The 20507-nt window shown below is 59.3% G+C and carries 18 protein-coding genes; 12 read left to right on the top strand and 6 right to left on the bottom strand.

Features of this window, described 5'->3' with window-relative positions:
- Positions 1–22 precede the first annotated feature (22 nt).
- The 6 genes from recR to AACW87_RS09110 form a co-directional block, all read right to left on the bottom strand.
- Complete coding sequence (gene recR / locus AACW87_RS09135; protein ID WP_043138375.1) at positions 23–625, bottom strand: recombination mediator RecR; 603 nt, start codon at positions 623–625, stop codon at positions 23–25.
- Between the two features lie 196 nt (positions 626–821).
- Positions 822–1646 carry a formate dehydrogenase accessory sulfurtransferase FdhD gene (fdhD, locus tag AACW87_RS09130; protein ID WP_241324791.1) on the bottom strand — a complete coding sequence of 275 codons (825 nt, stop codon included), beginning with the start codon at positions 1644–1646 and terminating at the stop codon, positions 822–824.
- 10 nt (positions 1647–1656) lie between these two features.
- Complete coding sequence (locus tag AACW87_RS09125; protein WP_241324790.1) at positions 1657–3771, bottom strand: sigma 54-interacting transcriptional regulator; 2115 nt, start codon at positions 3769–3771, stop codon at positions 1657–1659.
- A gap of 363 nt (positions 3772–4134) precedes the next feature.
- Entirely contained in the window at positions 4135–4533 is a 399-nt protein-coding gene (locus AACW87_RS09120; RefSeq protein WP_065403213.1) for a hypothetical protein, read from the bottom strand.
- A gap of 82 nt (positions 4534–4615) precedes the next feature.
- On the bottom strand, positions 4616–6760 hold the full coding sequence (gene fdhF, locus AACW87_RS09115) for a formate dehydrogenase subunit alpha (RefSeq protein WP_241324789.1): 2145 nt from the start codon (positions 6758–6760) through the stop codon (positions 4616–4618).
- A 135-nt stretch (positions 6761–6895) separates the two neighbouring features.
- Positions 6896–7510, bottom strand: coding sequence for a 4Fe-4S binding protein (locus tag AACW87_RS09110; protein ID WP_241324788.1), 615 nt, complete (start codon positions 7508–7510; stop codon positions 6896–6898).
- A 704-nt stretch (positions 7511–8214) separates the two neighbouring features.
- Between AACW87_RS09110 and AACW87_RS09105 the strand changes: the two genes are divergently transcribed.
- The 12 genes from AACW87_RS09105 (at position 8215) to hycI (ending at position 20398) form a co-directional block, all read left to right on the top strand.
- Positions 8215–8853, top strand: coding sequence for a DJ-1/PfpI family protein (locus AACW87_RS09105; protein WP_241324787.1), 639 nt, complete (start codon positions 8215–8217; stop codon positions 8851–8853).
- Entirely contained in the window at positions 8850–9326 is a 477-nt protein-coding gene (locus AACW87_RS09100; RefSeq protein WP_241324786.1) for a GrpB family protein, read from the top strand. The genes AACW87_RS09105 and AACW87_RS09100 overlap by 4 nt, the downstream gene beginning before the upstream one ends.
- Positions 9327–9445: 119 nt before the next feature.
- Positions 9446–9868 carry a GNAT family N-acetyltransferase gene (locus tag AACW87_RS09095; protein WP_241324785.1) on the top strand — a complete coding sequence of 141 codons (423 nt, stop codon included), beginning with the start codon at positions 9446–9448 and terminating at the stop codon, positions 9866–9868.
- Positions 9869–10463: 595 nt separating this feature from the next.
- On the top strand, positions 10464–12332 hold the full coding sequence (kup, locus tag AACW87_RS09090) for a low affinity potassium transporter Kup (protein ID WP_098984253.1): 1869 nt from the start codon (positions 10464–10466) through the stop codon (positions 12330–12332).
- Between the two features lie 475 nt (positions 12333–12807).
- Complete coding sequence (locus tag AACW87_RS09085) at positions 12808–13488, top strand: 4Fe-4S dicluster domain-containing protein (protein WP_241324784.1); 681 nt, start codon at positions 12808–12810, stop codon at positions 13486–13488.
- Positions 13488–15359, top strand: a complete 1872-nt coding sequence (gene hyfB, locus AACW87_RS09080; protein ID WP_241324783.1) for a hydrogenase 4 subunit B — start codon at positions 13488–13490, stop codon at positions 15357–15359. Before AACW87_RS09085 ends, hyfB begins: the two co-directional genes overlap by 1 nt.
- A gap of 1 nt (position 15360) precedes the next feature.
- A complete protein-coding gene (locus AACW87_RS09075) occupies positions 15361–16314 on the top strand; it encodes a respiratory chain complex I subunit 1 family protein (RefSeq protein ID WP_241324782.1) in 954 nt (317 codons plus the stop codon).
- Between the two features lie 65 nt (positions 16315–16379).
- The gene (locus AACW87_RS09070; protein WP_241324781.1) at positions 16380–18098 is read left to right on the top strand and encodes a hydrogenase large subunit; all 1719 of its coding nucleotides are present in this window, start codon (positions 16380–16382) and stop codon (positions 18096–18098) included.
- 9 nt (positions 18099–18107) lie between these two features.
- Positions 18108–18668, top strand: coding sequence for a formate hydrogenlyase complex iron-sulfur subunit (locus AACW87_RS09065; RefSeq protein WP_241278119.1), 561 nt, complete (start codon positions 18108–18110; stop codon positions 18666–18668).
- Entirely contained in the window at positions 18668–19483 is an 816-nt protein-coding gene (locus AACW87_RS09060) for an NADH-quinone oxidoreductase subunit B family protein (protein WP_241324780.1), read from the top strand. The genes AACW87_RS09065 and AACW87_RS09060 overlap by 1 nt, the downstream gene beginning before the upstream one ends.
- Positions 19476–19889 (top strand): formate hydrogenlyase maturation HycH family protein, encoded by a 414-nt coding sequence (locus AACW87_RS09055; protein WP_241278121.1) that lies wholly within the window; start codon positions 19476–19478, stop codon positions 19887–19889. Before AACW87_RS09060 ends, AACW87_RS09055 begins: the two co-directional genes overlap by 8 nt.
- Positions 19889–20398, top strand: coding sequence for a hydrogenase maturation peptidase HycI (gene hycI / locus AACW87_RS09050; RefSeq protein ID WP_241324779.1), 510 nt, complete (start codon positions 19889–19891; stop codon positions 20396–20398). The genes AACW87_RS09055 and hycI overlap by 1 nt, the downstream gene beginning before the upstream one ends.
- The last annotated feature ends 109 nt before the right edge of the window (positions 20399–20507 follow it).

Genomic DNA, 20507 nt, shown 5'->3' with positions numbered 1-20507 from the left:
CAATTAAGGGGCTGACGCGGGCTCAATTAAGAGGCTGACGCCCCATCAGCGAGTGAGAAAGCGTGGTGCCATCCACCAGCTCCAGCTCGCCCCCCACCGGCACGCCGTGGGCAATCCGGCTCACCTTGACGCCGGCGGCGCGGGCCATGTCGGCTATGTACCAGGCGGTGGCATCCCCTTCGATGGTGGGGTTGGTGGCCAGGATCAGCTCGCTGATGGACTCGGCCTTCAGGCGCCGCTCCAGGATCTCCAGCCCCAGCTCTTCCGGGCCTATGCCATCCAGCGGCGAGAGGTGCCCCATCAGCACGAAGTAACGGCCGGAGAACTGGCCCGTGTGCTCGATGGCGGCCACGTCCGCCGGGCTCTCCACCACGCACAGCAGACCGCTCTCTTCGCGCTTGGGATTGGCGCAGATCTCGCAGCGATCGTTCTCGGTGAAGGTGCGGCAATGGCTGCAGTGGCCTATCTCGGTCAGCGCCCGGTTGAGCAGCTGGGCCAGGCGCAAACCGCCGCTGCGCTCGCGCTCGAGCAGGGTGAACGCCATGCGCTGGGCCGACTTGGGACCGACCCCCGGCAGCACCTGCAGGGCCTTCATCATCTCATCCAGCAAGGGGCTGAATTTCATGGGCTAAGTATCCTTTGACGCTGTGTCGGCGGGCGGCGACCTCAAGCAACCCTTGCGGGTGCGGGTTGCGCTTCGCCCGGCCGAACCTATCTTGTTGGCGCAGGACTATACCCGAGCCGCCCCCCGTCCGCCAATGGCCTTGTGCCTGCCGGCGCTATGACGTCGCCGACCGGATGAGGCGGCAAGCAAGACCGCACTACCCCAGCAGGATGCGCTGACGACCGCTGTAGATCTCGGCGCGGCCCGGGCGGCAAAAGCCCACCAGGGTGAGCCCGGTCTGCTCGGCCCGCTCGACCGCGAGCTCAGTGGCGGCCGAGATGGCGAGCAGGATCTCCACACCGGCGCTGGCACACTTTTGCACCATCTCGAAGCTGGCGCGGCTGGTCACCAGAATGGCGCCATCGCGCCGGCCGGTGCGCTGCAGGTGCCCCACCAGCTTGTCGAGCGCTATGTGACGCCCCACGTCCTCGCGAATGGCCAGGATATTGCCCGCACCATCCACATGGACGGCGGCATGGGTGGCCCCCGTGCTCTGCCCCAGCTGTTGCAGGGGCCGCAGCGCGTCCAGCACCTTGTCGATCAGGGTCACCTCGAAGCGCTGGCTGTCCGGCAGCCGTGCCAGGGTGCGCACCACCTGCTCCAGGCTCTCGCTGCCACAGATGCCGCACCCAGTGCGCCCCGCCAGGGTACGCCGCTTCTCTTTCAGGCGATGGACGCAGCGATTGGCCAGGGTGATATGCAGCTCAATCCCCTGGCAGCCATCGACCTGCTCGATGTCGTGGATGTCTTGCAGGGCGTCGATGATCCCCTCGGAAAGCGAAAAGCCGATGGCAAAGTCCTCCAGATCGGCGGCCGAGCACATCATGACGCTGTGGGCGATGCCGTTGTAGACCAGCGCCACCGGAGTTTCGCAGGGCAGCTGCATGGCGCTGTCCGTGGTGACGCCGTCGCGCTGGTAATGGACCACCTCCCGGTGGGCGCTAAGCGCCAGCGGCGTATCGCTATCGAGTTCGAGCAACATCTTGGAGCCCTTAGTTGAGGGTCTGGGGGGCTTTCGCCGAGATACCGAGCCGCTTCATCTTCGACAGCAGGGTGGTGCGTTTCATGCCGAGCCGGTTGGCGGCGCCCCGCTCCCCCGCGACTATGCCGTTGCATTCGCGCAAGGTGTCTATGATGGTCTGGCGCTCGTCCTCCCCCCCCTCGCTCTGGCCGCTGCCGCCCTTGAACAAGGCCTGCTCGGGCTCGTCATAGACCAGGGTCTCTATCTTGTGATAGCCCTTGAGCGGCATCAGCTCGTCCGGGGAGAGGTTGAGCACATGGCCCCGGGTCATCACCACGGCGCGCTCTATGATGTTTTCCAGCTCGCGGATGTTGCCGTACCAGGGGAGCGACACCAGCATCTTCATGGCATCGGCCGGGATCGAGGTGATGTTGCGGCGCATCCGCTTGGCAATCTTCTTGATGAAGAAGTTGACCAAGAGCGGTATGTCTTCGCGCCGCTCGCGCAGGGGTGGCAACTCGATGGGAAAGACGTTGAGCCGGTAGTAGAGATCGCTTCTGAAGCGCTTGTTCTTGACCATGGAGAGCAGATCGCAGTTGGTGGCCGCCACCAGCCGCACGTCGATGGCGATGGGGTTGCTGTTGCCGACCCGCTCCAGCTCGTGCTCCTGCAATACCCGCAACAGCTTGGGCTGCAAGTCCAGCGGCATGTCCCCCACCTCGTCGAGAAACAATGTGCCCTTGTGGGCCCGCTCGAAGCGACCGATGCGCTGGGCCAGGGCGCCGGTGAAGGCCCCCTTCTCGTGGCCGAACAGATCGCTCTCGATGAGGCCGGTGGGAATGGCGGCGCAGTTTACCTTCACCATCTCCTGTTCGCGGCGATCGCTCAGCCGATGGATGGCCTGGGCGATCAGCTCCTTGCCGGTGCCTGTCTCCCCCAGGATCAGCACTGAGCAGTCGCTCTGGGCCACCAGCTTCACCTTCTCCAGCACGCTCTCCATGGCGGCGCTTTGATAGATGATGCTGGAGAAATCGGCGTTGGGCTCGAGCTCCGCCACCCGGATCGTCTTCTCGCGGGCACCCGTGGTGTTGGAGATCTCCTGCTGCGCCTGCACGTTGTTCATGGCAATGGCGGTGCGGGCCGCCACCTGCTCCAGCAATGAGATGTCGATGTCGGCAAAGAAGTCGGCATCCGGGTGGGAGAGGATCAAGACCCCCAGCAGATTGCCCCGATAGCGCAGCGGCAGTATGCAGGAGCTGTCTGCATCGGCCGGCAGTATCTGGGAGCTGAAGCGGCAGCTCGAGTCGCAGCCGTGGCCCTGCTCCCGATAGATGAAGAAGGGTTCGCTGTGGCCGAGCGCACCCTGCAGACAGTTTTTCTCGAAGCAGGAGTGGTTGATGATGCCGGGCTGATCGCTCTGCTGCTGATTGACCAGATAGCTCTTGAAGCTGTCGGAGGTGGCGTTGTACTCCGCCAGGCAGAGGCTGCTGATGGAGAAGTGGTGCTGCAGTATGGAGAAGAGGCTCCTCGGCAACTCGGCGATGCGCACCAGTTTGATCACCGCATTGGTGACATCCACCAGGATCTTGCAGCTGTCGCGCTCCAGACGCAGGGAGTTGGCCTGCTCCAGGGTGCGCTCCTTGTCGAGCACGTTCTCCAGCGCGATGGCGACGATGGCCGCCAGCTGGGTCAGCTTGGCCAGGGTCTCCATCGGGAAGGCATTGGCCGCCGGGCTGATGAACTCCACCCCGCCCAGGTGGCTGCGGGCCGTGGTGATGGGCAACTGGCAGTAAGAGTGCAACCCCTCATACACCCCGGCCGCCGCCAGTAACTCGCAGCGGTTGTGAAAGCGGGCCGCGGGCAGCACTATGGCCTGCTCCCTGGAGAAATGGAGATCGGCCTTGGCACAGACCAGGTGCTTGGGGCCCTTCTCCCCCATGAAGTAGAAGAGGGCCTCCTCCCCCGTCCCCAGATTGAGGATCAGGTTGACCCGGGTCACACCGGCGAAGCAGGCGTCGATCCGGTTCAGCTTCTTGATGAAATCATCCAGGGTGACGGCGGAGAGCAGGTTCTTGGAGAGAGAGAGAAAGCCGTCATCCCAGATGGGTGAGATGTCGGTTAACGGAATGGCACTCACATTCAGCATTCTGGCCTCACGTTACATCTATATGGGCAAAAGATTGCGGGCACATTGCGGTCAGCAACGACGGTAAACAACAGGTCAGCCAGATCCATCAGATGTTATAATTAATTTTTAAAAACTTAACGCTTAATTATAAAAACTAACATGCCTTGAAATAGCTTCTCACTGCCTGACGCATAATAAGGTAGCCCTACCCCCATTACAACCAGACAGGCCAGCGCCAATATCCCGCCATCACTACCAAATATGCTCACATTGGCTCACATATATTGCCGTGCTCCGCCAATTTCTGTCGGCTCGCGTCGTCGCATGGCGTCGCTTGATGGGTTGACTGGATAGCCGCCGCTTGCCCATGGCTGCACCCCGTCAGGAGGAGATGAGCTGGTAGTTGTAGAGCTTGAGGCCACCCAGGATGAAACCGGCCGACAGCAGCTGAAATGCAATCAATAACCCACTGATATTATCGGCTATTTCTGCAGACACCGCCTGATGGGTGAGCAGGATCACCAGCGCCAGCAAGCCCGTCAGCAGGCCGTTGACCAGGGTGGTGGAGAGAAAGGCTATCAGCCAGGCCGCCTGCACGCTCAGCGCCGCCAGCACGGCGCCCATGGCGATGCGCGCGGCGATAAAACAGCCGAAGAAACCGAACCCCAGCAGAAATATCAACTCGTCGTGCCACCAGAAGCAGACCAGCCCCAATAACATCACCAGAAAATAAGCGGAAACATAAAAGATCCCGAATGAGAGAGTTAATTCATTTTTCATGAAGGACACCTGCCAGCTGAAAAAAGGATGAGAGGATCCGGGCCCTGCGAACAGAGCCTGGATCCACTTTATTTAACGACGATTACCCTTTGGCGGCGCTACGCAATTTCGCCTTGAGCGCACTGTATTCAGTCTGGACGTACACTTCCGCCTCGGGCTGATCCTCAATGCGCTCAATCTTCACCGCGCAGTACTTGTACTCGGGGGTGTAGGAGACGGGATCAAGGTGCTCTATGGTGAGCTCATTGCACGCCCCGATCCACCACTGGTAGGTCATGTAGACCACACCGGCGTTGACCCGCTCGTTGTAGTTGGCGCGGGTGATCACCTTGCCGCGCCGTGACGAGATCCAGACCAGCGCCTGATCCTTCACGCCGAGCTTTTGCGCATCGCTCGGGTGGATCTGCACATAGCCCGGCTCATCGGCCAGGGTCTGCAGCGCAGAGCAGTTGCCTGTCATGGAGCGGCAGGAGTAGTGACCCACCTCCCGCACAGTGGAGAGCACCAGCGGATACTCGGCACAAGGCTGCTCCAGCGGCGCCCGCCACTCGGAGGCGATCAGCTGACCCTTGCCGCTCGGGGTGGTGAACACATTCCCCTCGAACAATGTGCTGGTGCCCGGGTGATCCTCGGTCGGACAGGGCCACTGCACGCTCTTGAGATCGGCCATCTTGTCGTAGCTGACCCCGGTATAGAGCGGGCAAAGGGCGCGCATCTCGTCCCAGATCTGGTTGGTATCCCGGTACTCCATGGGATACCCCATGGCGCTGGCCATCAGGGAGAAGATGGCCCAGTCCGGCTTCACGTTGTCCGGCGGCGTCACCGCCTTGTAGAAGCGCTGGAAGCCGCGATCCGCCGAGCTGTAAACCCCCTCGTGCTCGCCCCAACTGGTGGCGGGCAGGATCACATCCGCCATCTCGGCGGTCTGGGTCATGAAGATGTCCTGCACTATCACCAGATCCATGCCGCCCAGGGTGCGCCTGAACTGGGCCAGGTCGGCCTCGGTCTGGGCCGGATCTTCGCCGAAGATGTAGAAGGCCTTGCACTTGCCCTCCTCCACCTTGTGGCTGAGCTCGGTCAGACGGTAGCCGGGCTTCTGGGAGAGGGACGGTACGCCCCACGCCTTGGCAAACTTGGCGCTGATGGCGGGATCGCTCACGGACTGATAGCCCGGGAACTGGTGCGGCAGCATCCCCATGTCGCAGGTGCCCTGCACGTTGTTCTGCCCGCGCACCGGACCGCAGCCGGTGCCACGGCGACCGAAGTTGCCGGTCAGCAGCGCAATTCCGGCCAGCCCCTTGACCACATCCACCGCCTGACCGTACTGGGTCACCCCCATGCCCCACAGGATCATGGAGGCGGGCGAGGCCGCATAGGTGCGGATGGCGGCGCGGATATCGGCGGCCTTGAGGCCGGTGATCCCCTCCACGTATTCCGGGGTGTACCTGGCCACCAGCGCCTTGTAGGTCTCAAACCCCTCGGTGTAGTTGGCGACGAACGCCTTGTCATAGAGGTTCTCGGCGATCAGCACGTTGCCGAAGGCATTGACCAGCGCCATGTTGGAACCGTTTTTGAGCGGCAGCCACTGATCGGCGATGCGGGCGGTTTCCACCATGCGGGGATCACACACAATCACCTTGGCCCCGTTCGCCTTCGCCTTGAGAATATGGCGGGCGACTATGGGGTGAGAGTCAGCAGCGTTGTAACCAAACACCAGCAGGCACTTGGTCTCTTGAATTTCGGGAATGGCGTTGCTCATGGCGCCGTTGCCTACAGTTGTCTCCAGACCGGAGACTGAGGGTGCGTGTCACACTCTCGCGCAGTGGTCGACGTTGTTCGTCCCAAGCACGGCGCGGGCAAATTTCTGCATCACATAGTTGGCTTCATTGCCGGGGCCACGGGCCGAGCCTGTGGTCATGATGGCGTCGGCGCCGTATTTGGCCTTGATGGCAGACAAACGGCTGCTGGCAAAGTCGATCGCTTCGTCCCAGGAGACGGCTTCGAGCTTGCCACCGCGCTCGCGGCGGATCATAGGGCTCTTGAGACGGGGGGTCAGCAGGTTGGTGTCGTTGAGGAAATCCCAACCGTAATAACCCTTGAGGCAGAGCTGCCCCTCGTTGGTCCGGCCGTTGGCGCCTTCGGCCCCCACCACCTTGTCGTTTTCAACCAGCAGGTTGATCTTGCAACCGGTGCCGCAATAGGGGCAGACGGTAATGACTTTTTTCATGACTCACACTCTTGTTTGTTAACGGTAAAAGGCTGTTAACGATAAAAGGCCTTTAACGAAAATGGCTTGTCAGGGGTAGAGAGCACAGAGGCGCAAGCGGCGCCCAGCAAGGGGCTGCGCACGCCATCCAATGCATTACCCTTGTGCCAAGACCGGCTGGCGCTGGCAGGCCGCCATCGCCTCGGCACTGGCCAACTGCTTCTGGCGGTTCAGCTCGCCGAGCGACTCCGGCGTCACCAAGCGCAGCGCCTGGGTCGGGCACACCTCGACACAGGCCGGGCCTGCCTCACGGTGACGGCAGAGATCGCACTTCAAGGCTTGCGCCTTGGTCTGCGGGCGCTTGAACAGCGCATCGGCTGCGGGGGCCACCTCTTTCACCACCACCGCCATGGCACCGTAAGGACAGGCCACCACGCAGGATTTGCAGCCGATGCAACGCGCCTGCAGCACCTTGACGCAGCCATCTTCGGTCACGATGGCATTGTTGGGGCAGGCCAGGGCGCACGGCTTGTCTTCACACTGGCGGCACAGCACGGGCGTAGTCACCTTGCTGCCGACGATCACCTTGAGGCGCGGCTGGAAATAGCTGTCCTTGGAGACCAGATGTCCATCCTCGATGGCAAGACGCAGGCCGCCCTCCCGCTCAACGGTACCCGCGCAGGACGTTGACTGGTGTGACACGGCGCAGGCCACCTCACAGGTACGGCACCCAATACAAAGACTGGGATCTGCAATCACGAAGCTGTTCATAGAGAGGGATCCTAAATGTTTCGTTACTGCCGCACTGGCATCGCCCGGCGTGCCCAAGTGTCATCGCCCAGGGGGCGCACACTCGCACACCGACGACGCAGCCGGCTCACCCACAAAGCATTTATCAGACCAAAAGCGGGGACGGGCCAAATAAAGTTCGCAACCAGCTGAAAATAAAGGGGTAATCAGAAACATGGACGACGATTTTCAGGCCGGTGACGATGACGACAGCTCCGCTGAACTGTGATCGACACGACAAAAGTGACGAGCTCGACACCGGCTGGTAGCCTCCAGCCCCAACCGCGTTACGAAGCAGTTCAAAGGGGTTTGGAGCAAGGAGCGGGCACCATGTTCCAAACAAGCGGAGGGAGGGAATTCTGGGGTAACAAGCCATGCTAAGGGCCAAGAATGGCATATGCAGCACGCAGAAACGGCCTGGTAAGGTAGCAAGTTGTTTGGTTTTTTATCTAGCTAGCAAGCTACCATCAATCAAAACAGAACAATAATGGGCCACTTATTGGCTGATTTGTTGAGCCAGAGCCGGTTTTCGGCCCCTGCCCCTTTAGTTTTCTATCCCTCTGATTAATATGTGCCACTTGGCAACCAGCTCTATGGGGGGGACGTTTCCATGTATATAGGAAATAAAATAGGGCAGATTAAAGATCTGCTTAGATAATAATAGCTAAAGAGTTTATAGGTGATATATGTATAAGGTAGGCATTGTCTTATTTGATGATTTTACAGATGTAGATTTCTTCTTGATGTACGATTTACTTGGTAGGACAACTGATAGTTGGACCGTAAAAATTTTAGGGACAAAACCTTTTCACCAATCTCACCTTGGCATTTCGGTGAAAACTGACGGTGCGATTTATGAGGTTATTGAACAAGATGTCATACTCATCACCAGCGGTAAACATGGCATTCCTGCAGCGATTAAGAATCATGACTTTATGTCCTCGTTAATACTGGACCCCAGCAAACAGCTTATAGGCTCAATATGTGCAGGCTCCTTCATTTTGCATGAGTTGGGGTTACTTAAAAATAAAAAAATAACAACTAATCCTGATGCAAAAGCTGCTTTAGAAGCACTTGGCGGTGATGTGCAAGATTTACCTCTAGTTGTTAATGGTAATATTGCAACTGCAGGAGGCTGCCTTTCGCTGATGTATTTAATTGGTTGGCTCGCAGAAAGATTGTTTGATGTTGAAAAGCGAAGAGTGATTCAAAATCAGTTACTCCCTGCGGGCCAACGAGATATCTTCGAACAGTTGATATCATCAACTATTAAATCCGCAGAAATGAGTAATATTCATGACAATGTAGCCTTGGAGAAAACATGAAATTTTATAGTGCAGAACAATACCAGCAGTCTTGCGAGCTGCTGTTTTCCAGATACAAACTTGATATACAAAAACTTATCCCTGATGCAAGAGTTGAACATGTTGGTTCATCCTCAATCCCTAATGCCATTTCCAAAGGAGATTTGGATATATTCGTCGGTGTCGAGGCTAGCCGGCTTGATTTTTCAGTGAAATTATTACTATCCACAATGAAGCTCCAAGAAAAAATAGACACATTGAGAACTCCAGAGCTATGCATGTTAGAATCCACTAGTGATGATAATGTTGCATTGCAAGTTGTGGCTAATGGTTCCACATTTGAACTTTTTTTGACTTTTCGTGATAAATTACAAGCAAATAATCAATTGACTCAGCAATACAATGAATTAAAGAAGTCGTGCGAAGGGTTATCTCAAGACGAGTACCGCAAAAAGAAATCAGCATTTATAGAATACGTTTTATCATTGGCATAAAAATTAGTTTTCCAATGAAAAATTGTACTGCCTAACATTATTATTTATTTCTGGTGCAATTTACTTCGCGAATGAACTATATGACTACAATTGATTTTATTTCAATGGAATAAGGCCTGATGAATATAGAAATTTACAACCAACATCAAGATGAGATTTTCAATGTACTTGTTGATAATCTGAGAAAATTCAACTTTAAGATGATGGGTGAGGAGAGATCCCAACCCTTGATAATTGTCATACGTGATGATAGCGGCGAGATTGTCGGTGGCATTGCCGGACGAACCATTTATCATCAACTTTTGATAGAGGTGCTTTGGGTACATGACGACAAGCGAGGTCAGGGACTTGGCATTCAATTGATGGAGGCCGCTGAGCGTGAAGCGCAGGCACGAGGCTGTATTGCAGCTCAAGTAGATACTCTGTCGTTCCAAGCACCCAAGTTTTATGAAAAAATGGGATTTCGGATTGTCGGTAAAGTGACTGAAGTTAAAAATAGTCCTGACCGTTACTTTTTATTGAAAAACTATCATAAAACATGATCCGAACCGTAGGGTGTAATAAGCGCAGCGCATTACACCTCTTACGTATGTTCAATTAGTGGTACAATTCACTTCGTTCATTGCACCCTACGTATATATCCTCTCTCTTGCTTTGCTTGATGATGGCTGATGTTGTGGTGGCCATATCCTTTTTCCTTCCATCCCTGCCCCCAGACCAAATAAAGACTCTATCGCCACCCAACTCTGCTCTCTTTGCAACGCGCACCAGTAATTTATTGGTCAGCATTTTATAGTCTATTTTTCAACCAGCCTGATTGAAAACTCTGGCCAAAATGGATACTCAGATAAAACAAGCGCTTGTACGCATCCCGACGGGTTATTTCAATCAATGGATAATTAATGATTTCGTTCAAAAGCCCCTTTTGATTATTTATACCAGAGCATGATCCCACAGAGTGTGTGTCATCATACGCTTAACGGCAGATGAACAGACTGTGTCCCATAATGAGCCCCTTTATATCCAGTTAACTCCCTTTCCCATCGCAATTTCTTAATACTATCCCGATTGAATATCAGGATTTTTCCTGATCGCTCGGGCCCTTGTGCTTTGGCAAACGTGTAACAAGATAACCTCATGAGTTGTGATAACAAACAAGCCCTGTCCGGCGTCACGCTGGCGGCGATTGGCGTGGTCTATGGTGATATCGGCACCAGCCCCCTCTATACCCTGCGAGAGTGCCTGTCGGGTCAATTCGGGATCGGGGCCGAACCCGCCGCCATCCTGGGATTTCTCTCCCTCATCTTCTGGCTGCTGATCCTGGTGGTCTCGGTCAAGTACCTCTCCTTCGTGATGCGGGCCGACAACGCCGGTGAAGGGGGCATTCTCACCCTGATGTCGCTGGCCACCCGCAACGCCTCTCCCCGCTGGACGCCTGTGCTGATTATCCTGGGGCTGATTGGCGGCAGCTTCTTCTATGGCGAGGTGGTGATCACCCCGGCCATGTCGGTGATGTCGGCCATCGAGGGCTTGAGCCTGATGGCCCCCTCCCTTGACCCCTATATAGTGCCGCTCTCGGTGCTGGTGCTGACCCTGCTGTTTGCCATTCAAAAACATGGCACCGCCATGGTGGGCAAGCTGTTTGCCCCCATCATGCTCACCTGGTTTCTGACCCTGGCCGTGCTGGGACTGCGCAGCATCATCCAGAATCCCGAGGTGCTGGGGGCGCTCAACCCCATCTGGGCGCTGCGCTTCTTCGCCGAGTACCAGACCACTTCCTTCTTTGCCCTCGGCGCCGTGGTGCTGGCCATCACAGGGGTGGAGGCGCTCTACGCCGACATGGGCCACTTTGGCAAGAACCCGATCCGGCTCGCCTGGTTTGTGGTGGTGCTGCCGTCGCTTGTGCTCAACTACTTCGGCCAGGGCGCCCTGCTGCTGGGCAACCCGGCGGCCATCGCCAACCCCTTCTTCCTGCTTGCCCCCAAATGGGCGCTGCTGCCGCTGCTGGTGCTGGCGACCATGGCGACCGTGATCGCCTCCCAGGCGGTGATCTCCGGGGTCTTCTCCCTCACCCGGCAGGCGGTGCGGCTCGGTTATCTCTCACCCATCCGTATCGTCCACACCTCAGAGCAGGAGTCCGGCCAGATCTATATTCCCGTCATCAACTGGATGCTCTACATCTCTGTGGTGATCGTCATCATGAGCTTCGAGCACTCCAGCAATCTGGCGGCAGCCTACGGCATCGCCGTGACCGGCACCATGGTACTCACCTCCATCCTCTTCTGCTCCGTGGCCAAGAACAGCTGGCGCTGGCCCACCTATCTGGTGGCTGCCCTGTTCGCCCTGCTGCTGGCCATCGACGTGCCGCTGTTTGCCGCCAACCTGGGCAAGATCTTCTCCGGTGGCTGGCTGCCGCTCACCCTGGGCGCCGTCATGTTCACCCTGATGACCAGCTGGAAGAGCGAACGCTTCCAGCTCATTCGCCGCCTGAACGAGCACGGCAATTCGCTCGAGCCCATGATAGCCTCGCTGGAAAAATCCCCGCCGACCCGGGTGGCGGGCACAGCCGTCTATATGTCGCGGGTGGTCAATGTGATCCCCCATGCGCTGCTCCACAACCTCAAGCACAACAAGGTGCTGCACGAGCGGATCATCCTGCTCACCCTGCGGGTGGAGGATGTGCCCTACGTCCACAACGTGCGCCGGGTCTGCATCGAGCAGCTCTCCCCCACCTTCTGGCGGGTGGTGGCCAGCTACGGCTGGCGCGAGACCCCCAACATGGAGGAGATCTTCCACCGCTGCAACGCGGAGGGCTTGAGCTGCCGCATGATGGAGACCTCGTTCTTTATGGCCCACGAGTCGCTGATCATGAAGGAGCGCCCCTGGTACCTCTACCTGCGCGGCAAGCTGTTTATGCTGCTGCAGCGCAACGCCCTGCGCGCGCCGGATCAGTTCGAGATCCCGCCCAACCGGGTGATAGAGCTGGGCTCGCAGGTGGATATTTGATGGCATTTTTGATGGCATAAAGAACGCCAGCAAGAGAGAGGGAGGCTTTGGCCTCCCTCTCTTTTTGCCGTTAACCACGGGGGCATTTTCCCCCTCATCCCCAACCCTTCTCCCGCGAGGGGAGAAGGGAGCAAGCCACGACGACCATATGGCTGCAAACGGTGCAATTCACTTCGTTCTTTGCACCCCATTCCCTACCGCAGACGAATAACCCTTCCGCCCTTCATTACGACCCCGCATTGCTCCCTGTCGGCACTGTTTTTCCGGGGTGACGAAGCTTCTCCCCCCCCCCCTTCGTCACAAGTGACGAACGTCACACTTCGACACTGTGCCGTGTCCTGGTCACGGCTCGACACAAAATTTAAAGTCATTTAAAAACAGCAAGTTGAAATCAATTTTACGCTAATAGTCAATCTGGCCCGCATTTTGCCATCCTGCCCCTATTCTCTCCGTTCGCGACACGACAAGGTAGGCTATGAACCGCTTCGTTATCGCTGACCCCAAGCTGTGTATCGGCTGTGGCACCTGTATGGCGGCCTGCAGCACGGTTCACAAGGCGCAAGGTTTGCAGCAAGCCCCCCGATTAACCGTTATGCGACACGAGCAGGCGACCATGCCGGTTCAGTGCCGTCACTGTGAAGACGCCCCCTGCATCAAGGTGTGTCCGGTCGAGGCGATTACCCAGACGGGCGATTGCGTGCAGCTCAACGAGTCGCTCTGCATCGGCTGCAACCTGTGCGCCGTGGCCTGCCCGTTCGGCGCCATCCAGAGCGGTGGCAGCCGTCCGGTGGCCATGGCCAACAGCTACGACACCTATATCCCCTGCTCCATCCGCTCCAGCAACCCCTCCACCTCCGCCGGTCTGCGCTGCTTTGGCGAGGATCTGCTGAGCTGGGAGCCCGGCGTGCGCAGCATAGCGGTCAAGTGCGACCTGTGTGAATTTCGCGCAGAAGGCCCCGCCTGCATCGAGGCCTGCCCCTCCCAGTCACTGAGCATGGTCAACGACAGTGCCTGTGCCAGCGCCGCCCGCGACCGTCGCCTGCAAGCCGCCAACGCTCACCCGGAAGGTGCGCCCGCATTCTCGGCCTCTGCATGCACGGCCACTGCGACCACGCCCCCTTCACCCGACGCTTCAATCACAGAGGGAGTTCGCTGATGTTGTCCCCGCTTGTTATGGGCACGCTCGTGCTCTTTCTATTGGGTGCGGCCGCCGGTCTGCTGCTGCAAAGGCAGCCCTGGCTTGCCAACCGTCTCAATAGCGGCTTTGCCCTGCTGGGTTCGCTGGCCGGTGTGGTTGCCGCCATCAAGGCCCTGGCCCAAGGCGCCCCCATCGACGGCCAGCTCTGGCTGCTGGGTTCGGTGCATCTGGACATGCTTGCCGCGCTCATGCTGCTGGTAATCACGCTCGTGGGCGTCGCCGCCTCCCTCTACTCCTTTGCCTATATCCGCGAGTACCAGGGCAAGGGTGATGTGGCCATTGGCGTGCTGATGAACCTCTTCCTCTTTGCCATGGTGGGCATGGTGCTGGCCGACAACGCATTGGGCTTTTTGCTCTGCTACGAGCTGGTGACCCTCACTACCTACTGGCTGGTCAAGACCAACCCGGACGCCGCCAAGCAGAGCCGTCTCTATCTGGTGATGAACCATATCGGCATGGCGCTGGTGCTGATCGCCTTCTGGCTGCTCTGCCGCGAAAGCGGCTCGCTGGAGTTCGCCGCCCTGCGCGAGCACCATCTGGCGGGCGGCTTGGCCTCTCTGGTGTTCCTGCTCAGCTTCTGCGGCTTTGGCCTGCGCGCCGGTTTCGTGCCGCTGCACGGCTGGTTGCCGGTGGCCGAGCCCGTCGCCCCCTCCCATATCTCGGCGCTGATGTCCGGGGTCATGGTGAAACTCGGTCTGTTTGGCATTTTGCGGGTCAGCATCGATTTTCTCGGCGCCAGCCAGCTCTGGTGGGGCTACATGGTGCTGATCTTCGGTGCCTGCTCGGCTGTACTCGGGGTGCTGTTTGCGCTGGCCGAGCACGATCTCAAGCGGCTGCTCGCCTACCACACGGTGGAGAACATCGGCATCATATTGATGGGGATGGGCATTGGCATGATAGGCATCGCCAACCAGCAACCGGTGCTGGTGGTGCTGGGGCTGCTCGGCGCGCTTTATCACCTGCTCAACCACGCCATCTTCAAGAGCCTGCTCTTTATGGGCACAGGCTCCGTCATGTTCCGCCTGCACACCCGCGACATGGACAAGATGGGTGGCCTCGCCAAGCTGATGCCCTGGACCGCGCTGGCGTTCCTCATCGGCGCCATGGCCATCTCGGCGCTGCCGCCCCTCAACGGCTTTGTCAGCGAGTGGTTTATCTATCAGGCACTGCTTTCCATGACCAAGCTCGGCACCTCGGTCGTCGCCCCGTTGGCGGTGGTGATGCTGGCGGTGACCGGCGCCATGGCGGTGATGTGTTTCGTCAAGGTGTATGGCATCTGCTTCTGCGGTGCCCCGCGCAGCGAGAAAGCGAGTCAGGCCCGCGAAGTACCCAATGCCATGGTGGCAGGCACCCTGCTGCTGGCCGCCGTCTGTCTGGTGCTGGGTCTGGGCGCCCCCTGGATTGCCCCCCACATAGCGGGTTACGGTCAGGCCCTTGTGGCCAGCCAGATGAGCGTCGCCACCGGCGCCACCCTGCTGCCGCTGGATAGCGCTCAGGCGATCCTCTCCCCGCCGGTCATTGCCATCACATTGCTGGGGCTGTTCCTCATCCCGCTGCTGGTCGTGGCCATCTTCAAGGGGCCCAAGCTGGGTCGTCGTCACGCCGGTACTCCCTGGGCCTGCGGTTACGCCTATGAGGAGCGCATGAGCCTCACCTCCGGCGGCGTCACCCACACATTGCGCCAGCTCTGCGCGCCGCTTTATCGCAAACAGCCGCAGCTCGATCTGGCCAGCGCCCTGCACGGGGTGAGTGACGCCCCCGGCAACACTGGCTGGATCCTCCATGGCGTTGTGCTGGCGCTCTTTATCCTGATGGCTGTAGGAGTCTGATATGCCTGTTCTTGAAATGCCGAGCTGGGGCATGGTTGCCCTCGCCCTGACCCAGGCCATCGCCATGCTGGCGCTGGCGCCGCTGGCCACAGGTTTCAACCGGGTGCTGCGGGCAAAAATGCACTCCCGTCAGGGGCCGGGCCTGCTGCAGGACTACCGGGATATCGGGAAGCTCCTGCGCCGCCAGGAGGTGACCCCTGAGCCTGCCGGCATCATCTTCAACCTGATGCCTTCGCTGCTGATCTCAGCCCTCTTGCTGGTAGCCATGGCGCTGCCGACCCTGACCCAGGAATCCCCCTTTCCCATCGCCGGGGATCTCATCACCGACATCTATCTGTTCGCCATCTTCCGCTTCTTCTTTTCGCTGGCGGGGCTGGACAGCGGCAGCATGTTTGCCGGGATCGGTGCCCGCCGCGAGCTGACGCTGGGCATTCTGGTGGAGCCCATTCTGGTGCTGGCCTGCTTCATCATGGCGATGATGGTGGGCAGCTCGGATCTGGGCAACATCAGCAGCTATGTGGCCAACCAACCGCTGGCCGCGCCCATCGCCACCCTGCTGGCGGGGGCCGCCTGCGCCTTCGCCGTGTTTGTGGAGATGGGCAAGCTGCCCTTTGACTGCGCCGAGGCAGAACAGGAGTTGCAGGAAGGGCCGCTCACCGAGTACTCGGGCGCGGGGCTCGCCCTGCTCAAGCTCAGCATGGGCCTCAAGCAACTGGTGGTGGTGCAGCTTTTTCTGGTTATTTTCCTGCCCTTCGGCAAGGCGGCGAACTGGAGTCTGCCCGCGCTCGCCATGGCCGCGCTTATCTTGCTGTGCAAGTTGCTGGTGGCCTTTCTTCTTGCTGGCATCATCGAAAACGCCATGGCCCGCACCCAGTTCGTGCGCACCCACAGGCTGACCCGCTATGGCCTGGGGCTGGCCCTGCTGGCACTGCTCGCCTATCTGGTCGGGGTATAAACCATGTCCGCCTTCGCCCCCGCTGTTTCCAATTTCATTTTTCCCGATTTTAACGAGATAACTGCATGACCATCGCCATCTCAGATCGCATCGGCTGCGACTACATCCAGCAACTGCGACAGCAACTGCCCCATGCCATCACGGACGAGCAGTGGCAGACCGCCGATCAGGCCACCCTGACCGTCAAGCCCACCAGCCTGGTGGCCCTCACCAGCCTGCTGTTCCACAAGCAGGGAGGCTGGCTCTCGGTTTCGTTTGCCAATGACGAGCGCAGCCTCAACGGCCACTTCGCCGTCTATCACGTCTTCTCCATGGAGGGCGACACCAAGAGCTGGATCACGGTCAAGGTGCTGGTCAACGCCATAGAGCAGGAGTACCCCTCCATCACCCCGACCATACCCGCGGCGGTCTGGGGGGAGCGGGAGATCCGCGACATGTACGGCCTGCGCGCCGTCGGCCTGCCGGACGAACGCCGGCTGGTGCTGCCGGACGACTGGCCGGAAGATATCCACCCGCTTCGCAAGGACGCCATGGATTACCGCCAGCGCCCCATGCCCACCACGGACACAGAGACCTACCCCTTCGTCAACGAGCTGGGCAATGAGGCCAACCGCATAGTGCCGGTCGGCCCGCTGCACATCACCTCGGACGAGCCGGGTCACTTTCGCCTGTTCGTGGATGGGGAAGACATCATAGATGCCGATTACCGGCTGTTCTATGTCCACCGCGGCATGGAGAAGCTCGCCGAGACCCGCATGGGCTACAACGAGGTGGCGTTTCTGACCGACCGGGTCTGCGGCATCTGCGGCTTCACCCACAGCGTCGCCTACACCACCTCGGTGGAGAACGCCATGGGCATCCAGGTACCGGAGCGGGCCAAGATGATCCGCGCCGTGCTGCTGGAGGTCGAACGCCTGCACAGCCACATCCTCAACATAGGCCTGTCGAGCCACTTCACCGGCTTCGACACCGGCTTCATGCAGTTCTTCCGGGTGCGGGAAAAATCCATGACCCTGGCCGAGCTGCTCACCGGCGCCCGCAAGACCTACGGCCTCAACCTGATCGGCGGGGTGCGCCGGGACATCTTCAAGGAAGATCGCATCAAGGGCGCCCAGCTGGTGCGGGAGCTGCGTGACGAGCTCAAACCCCTGGTGGCCATGCTGCTCGACACCGCCAACATCTCCTCCCGTCTGGTAGGGATAGGTCGGCTGGATCCGCAAATCGCCCGCGATTTCAGCTGCGTCGGCCCCATGGTGCGGGCCAGCGGCTTCAAGCGCGATGTGCGCCGGGTCCACGACTTTGCCGCCTATCGCGAACTGCCGATGGAGATCCAGACCCTGGCGGGCTGCGACGTGCAGTCCCGGGTGCTGGTGCGCATCCACGAGCTCTACGACTCCCTCGACATGATTGAGTTCGGCCTTGAGCACCTGCCGGAAGGGCCCCTGCTCACCGAAGGGTTCACCTATCAGCCGGGCAAGTTTGCGCTGGGCTTCACCGAAGCGCCCCGCGGCGAGAACGTCCACTGGAGCATGACGGGGGACAACCAGAAGCTGTTCCGCTGGCGCTGCCGCGCCGCCACCTACGCCAACTGGCCAGCCCTGCGCTACATGCTGCGTGGCAATACCATTGCCGATGCGCCGCTGATCATCGGCAGTCTGGATCCCTGCTACTCCTGTACCGATCGGGTCACCCTGGTCGACCCCAGGAAGGGCAAGTCCACCGTGGTCTCCTACAAGGAGATCGAGCGTTACGGCATCGACCGCAAAAACTCTCCGCTCAAGTAAGGGGTCATCATGATCAAGCTGTTCAAGACCATACTCCAGGCGGGCACGCCGACCGCCAAGTACCCCTTCGCCCCCTACGAGGTGAACCGGGATTTTCGCGGCAAACCCAAATATCAGGCGGATCAGTGCATCGCCTGCGCCGCCTGCACCAAGGCCTGCCCGGCCAACGCGCTGGTGATGGAGGTCGATATGGAGACTGGCGAGCGGCGCTGGGAGATCTCCATGGCGCGCTGCATCTTCTGCGGCCGCTGCGAAGAGGTCTGCCCGACCCATGCCATCGCTCTCTCCCCCGAGTTCGAGCTGGCGGTGACCAACAAGGCCGATCTCTATGAGGAGGCCCGCTTCGCGCTGGCCCCCTGCACCCTGTGCGGCACCTACTTTGCCCCAAGCAAGCTGGTGGCGCTGGTGGAGGACACCCTGGTACAAGCGGCCACCCCGCTGGCACATCCCGAGCGTCTGCACCACTGCCCCGACTGCAAACGCAAACAGAGCATGCTGAGCCAGCCTGACTCGGCCATAACCACAACACCGATTGCCACACCGATCGCCACACAACAGGAGTGGATGTGATGAGCAAGATCAAAGGCATAGAACCGGTTGTCGGCCATGCCCATACCCGTGCCGTGCCGCTGGCACAGGATCCCGAGATCACCAAACTCAAGAAGACACTGCTGAAAGACATTCGCCGCTCGGCCTATGTCTACCGGGTCGATTGCGGCGGCTGCAACGCCTGCGAAATCGAGATCTTCGCCACCATAACACCGCTGTTCGATGCCGAACGCTTCGGCATCAAGGTGGTCGCCTCTCCCCGCCACGCCGATATCCTGCTCTTTACCGGCGCGGTAACCCGGGCGATGCGGGTGCCTGCCCTGCGCGCCTATGAAGCGGCTCCCGATCCCAAGATCTGCATCGCCTACGGCGCCTGCGGCTGTGACGGCGGCATCTTCCACGACCTCTACTGCGTCTGGGGCGGCACCGACAAGATAGTGCCGGTGGATGTCTATATTCCGGGCTGCCCGCCCACGCCGGCCGCCACCATCTACGGTTTCGCGGTGGCGCTGGGGCTGCTTGAGCAAAAACTCAAAGCCACCAGCCACCAGGTGCAACAGGGTGAGCGGGTCGAGCTGCGCCACACCGGCATCCCCAACGAAATCCGGGTGATGATAGAGCGCGAGGCGCGCCGCATGGCCGGTTACCGGCAGGGGCGGATCATAGCCGACGAATTTATGGCCCTGCTCGAAGGGGCGACCCAGCAGGATGTGGATCTGCGCATCCGGAGCTACCTCGCTCAACATGACGATCCGCGCCTGTCGGAGATCGTCAACAACCTGGCCAACGCCTGCCTCAACCGGACTGTTGGCAAGGGAGAGGCGGTGCATGGCTGATCAGGTTTTCTTCTACCGCCTCTCGCGCAAGTTCGTGGACGAGCAGTTCGACGTGCCCGAGGAGGCCAAAGAGGTGATGTACTACAGCCTCGCCATCGGCCACCACCTCGGCATCGTCGACTGTCTGAGCGCCGACCTGGTCTGCCCGCTGACGGGCTATCGCGACTGGGTGGCCAAACTGCCCGCCGGCAGCGAGGCACGCCGCAAGATGGAGGGGTTTCTCACCTTTGGCGAGATCACCGTCTATCGGGAGCACTGCCATATGCTGGCCTGTGCCTTCGACCGGCTGCGCAAGGCCGAAGGCGTGCTCGATGAGCAGCAGCTGGGCTGGACCGACACCTTTATGGATCAGCTCACCGCCCTCTATAACGACCCCCATATGTACCTGATGGTAAGGAGCCGCTGATGAGCTGCAATCTCGTGTTGACCGTGGGCAATGCCATGATGGGGGACGACGGTGCCGGCCCCTATCTGGCGGACAAGCTGCAAGCCGCCCCCCTGCCCGGCTGGCTCCATATCGACGGCGGCATAGCGCCGGAAAATGTGGTCCACAAGGTGCGGGAGCTGCAACCGGCGCGGGTGGTGCTGGTGGATGCCGCCGAGATCGGCGAGAAGGCGGGCACCCTGCAGGTGATCCCCCCCGAGACCATAGCCGAGATGTTTATCTTCTCGACCCACAACATGCCGCTCAATTTCCTGATCGACGAACTCAAGACCTTTGTCCCCGAGGTAATCTTTGTCGGGGTGCAACCGGCCATAGTCGCCTTCTCCTTCCCGATGACAGAGATGGTGAGCGGGGCCATGGATTATCTCTACGATCATCTGGAAGAGGCTAAAGATAGCGAGTTGTTAATAAATAGGCTGGCCCATTGGAATATCACCAACGCGGCCACCGATTATTTGCCGGCTTGTTAACGGCGGCAGTTATCGATCCCTCAAAAGGCATATATAAACGCCCGGTGTTAAATTAAAAACATCGGGCTAATTGCCATGAAATTGATATAAATCAACACACAGATATTTT

Source organism: Aeromonas sp. MR7 (assembly GCF_963899385.1).
GTDB classification, from domain to species: domain Bacteria; phylum Pseudomonadota; class Gammaproteobacteria; order Enterobacterales; family Aeromonadaceae; genus Aeromonas; species Aeromonas bestiarum.
The sequence above is the reverse complement of the archived record's forward strand: the minus strand, read 5'-3'. Positions and strand labels throughout refer to the sequence as shown.

Coding starts and splice junctions, on each gene's coding strand:
- recR (WP_043138375.1), bottom strand. CDS start 625: ATGAAATTCAGCCCCTTGCTGGATGAGATGATGAAGGCCCTGCAGGTG.
- fdhD (WP_241324791.1), bottom strand. CDS start 1,646: ATGTTGCTCGAACTCGATAGCGATACGCCGCTGGCGCTTAGCGCCCAC.
- AACW87_RS09125 (WP_241324790.1), bottom strand. CDS start 3,771: ATGCTGAATGTGAGTGCCATTCCGTTAACCGACATCTCACCCATCTGG.
- AACW87_RS09120 (WP_065403213.1), bottom strand. CDS start 4,533: ATGAAAAATGAATTAACTCTCTCATTCGGGATCTTTTATGTTTCCGCT.
- AACW87_RS09110 (WP_241324788.1), bottom strand. CDS start 7,510: ATGAACAGCTTCGTGATTGCAGATCCCAGTCTTTGTATTGGGTGCCGT.
- AACW87_RS09105 (WP_241324787.1), top strand. CDS start 8,215: ATGTATAAGGTAGGCATTGTCTTATTTGATGATTTTACAGATGTAGAT.
- AACW87_RS09100 (WP_241324786.1), top strand. CDS start 8,850: ATGAAATTTTATAGTGCAGAACAATACCAGCAGTCTTGCGAGCTGCTG.
- AACW87_RS09095 (WP_241324785.1), top strand. CDS start 9,446: ATGAATATAGAAATTTACAACCAACATCAAGATGAGATTTTCAATGTA.
- kup (WP_098984253.1), top strand. CDS start 10,464: ATGAGTTGTGATAACAAACAAGCCCTGTCCGGCGTCACGCTGGCGGCG.
- AACW87_RS09085 (WP_241324784.1), top strand. CDS start 12,808: ATGAACCGCTTCGTTATCGCTGACCCCAAGCTGTGTATCGGCTGTGGC.
- hyfB (WP_241324783.1), top strand. CDS start 13,488: ATGTTGTCCCCGCTTGTTATGGGCACGCTCGTGCTCTTTCTATTGGGT.
- AACW87_RS09075 (WP_241324782.1), top strand. CDS start 15,361: ATGCCTGTTCTTGAAATGCCGAGCTGGGGCATGGTTGCCCTCGCCCTG.
- AACW87_RS09070 (WP_241324781.1), top strand. CDS start 16,380: ATGACCATCGCCATCTCAGATCGCATCGGCTGCGACTACATCCAGCAA.
- AACW87_RS09065 (WP_241278119.1), top strand. CDS start 18,108: ATGATCAAGCTGTTCAAGACCATACTCCAGGCGGGCACGCCGACCGCC.
- AACW87_RS09060 (WP_241324780.1), top strand. CDS start 18,668: ATGAGCAAGATCAAAGGCATAGAACCGGTTGTCGGCCATGCCCATACC.
- AACW87_RS09055 (WP_241278121.1), top strand. CDS start 19,476: ATGGCTGATCAGGTTTTCTTCTACCGCCTCTCGCGCAAGTTCGTGGAC.
- hycI (WP_241324779.1), top strand. CDS start 19,889: ATGAGCTGCAATCTCGTGTTGACCGTGGGCAATGCCATGATGGGGGAC.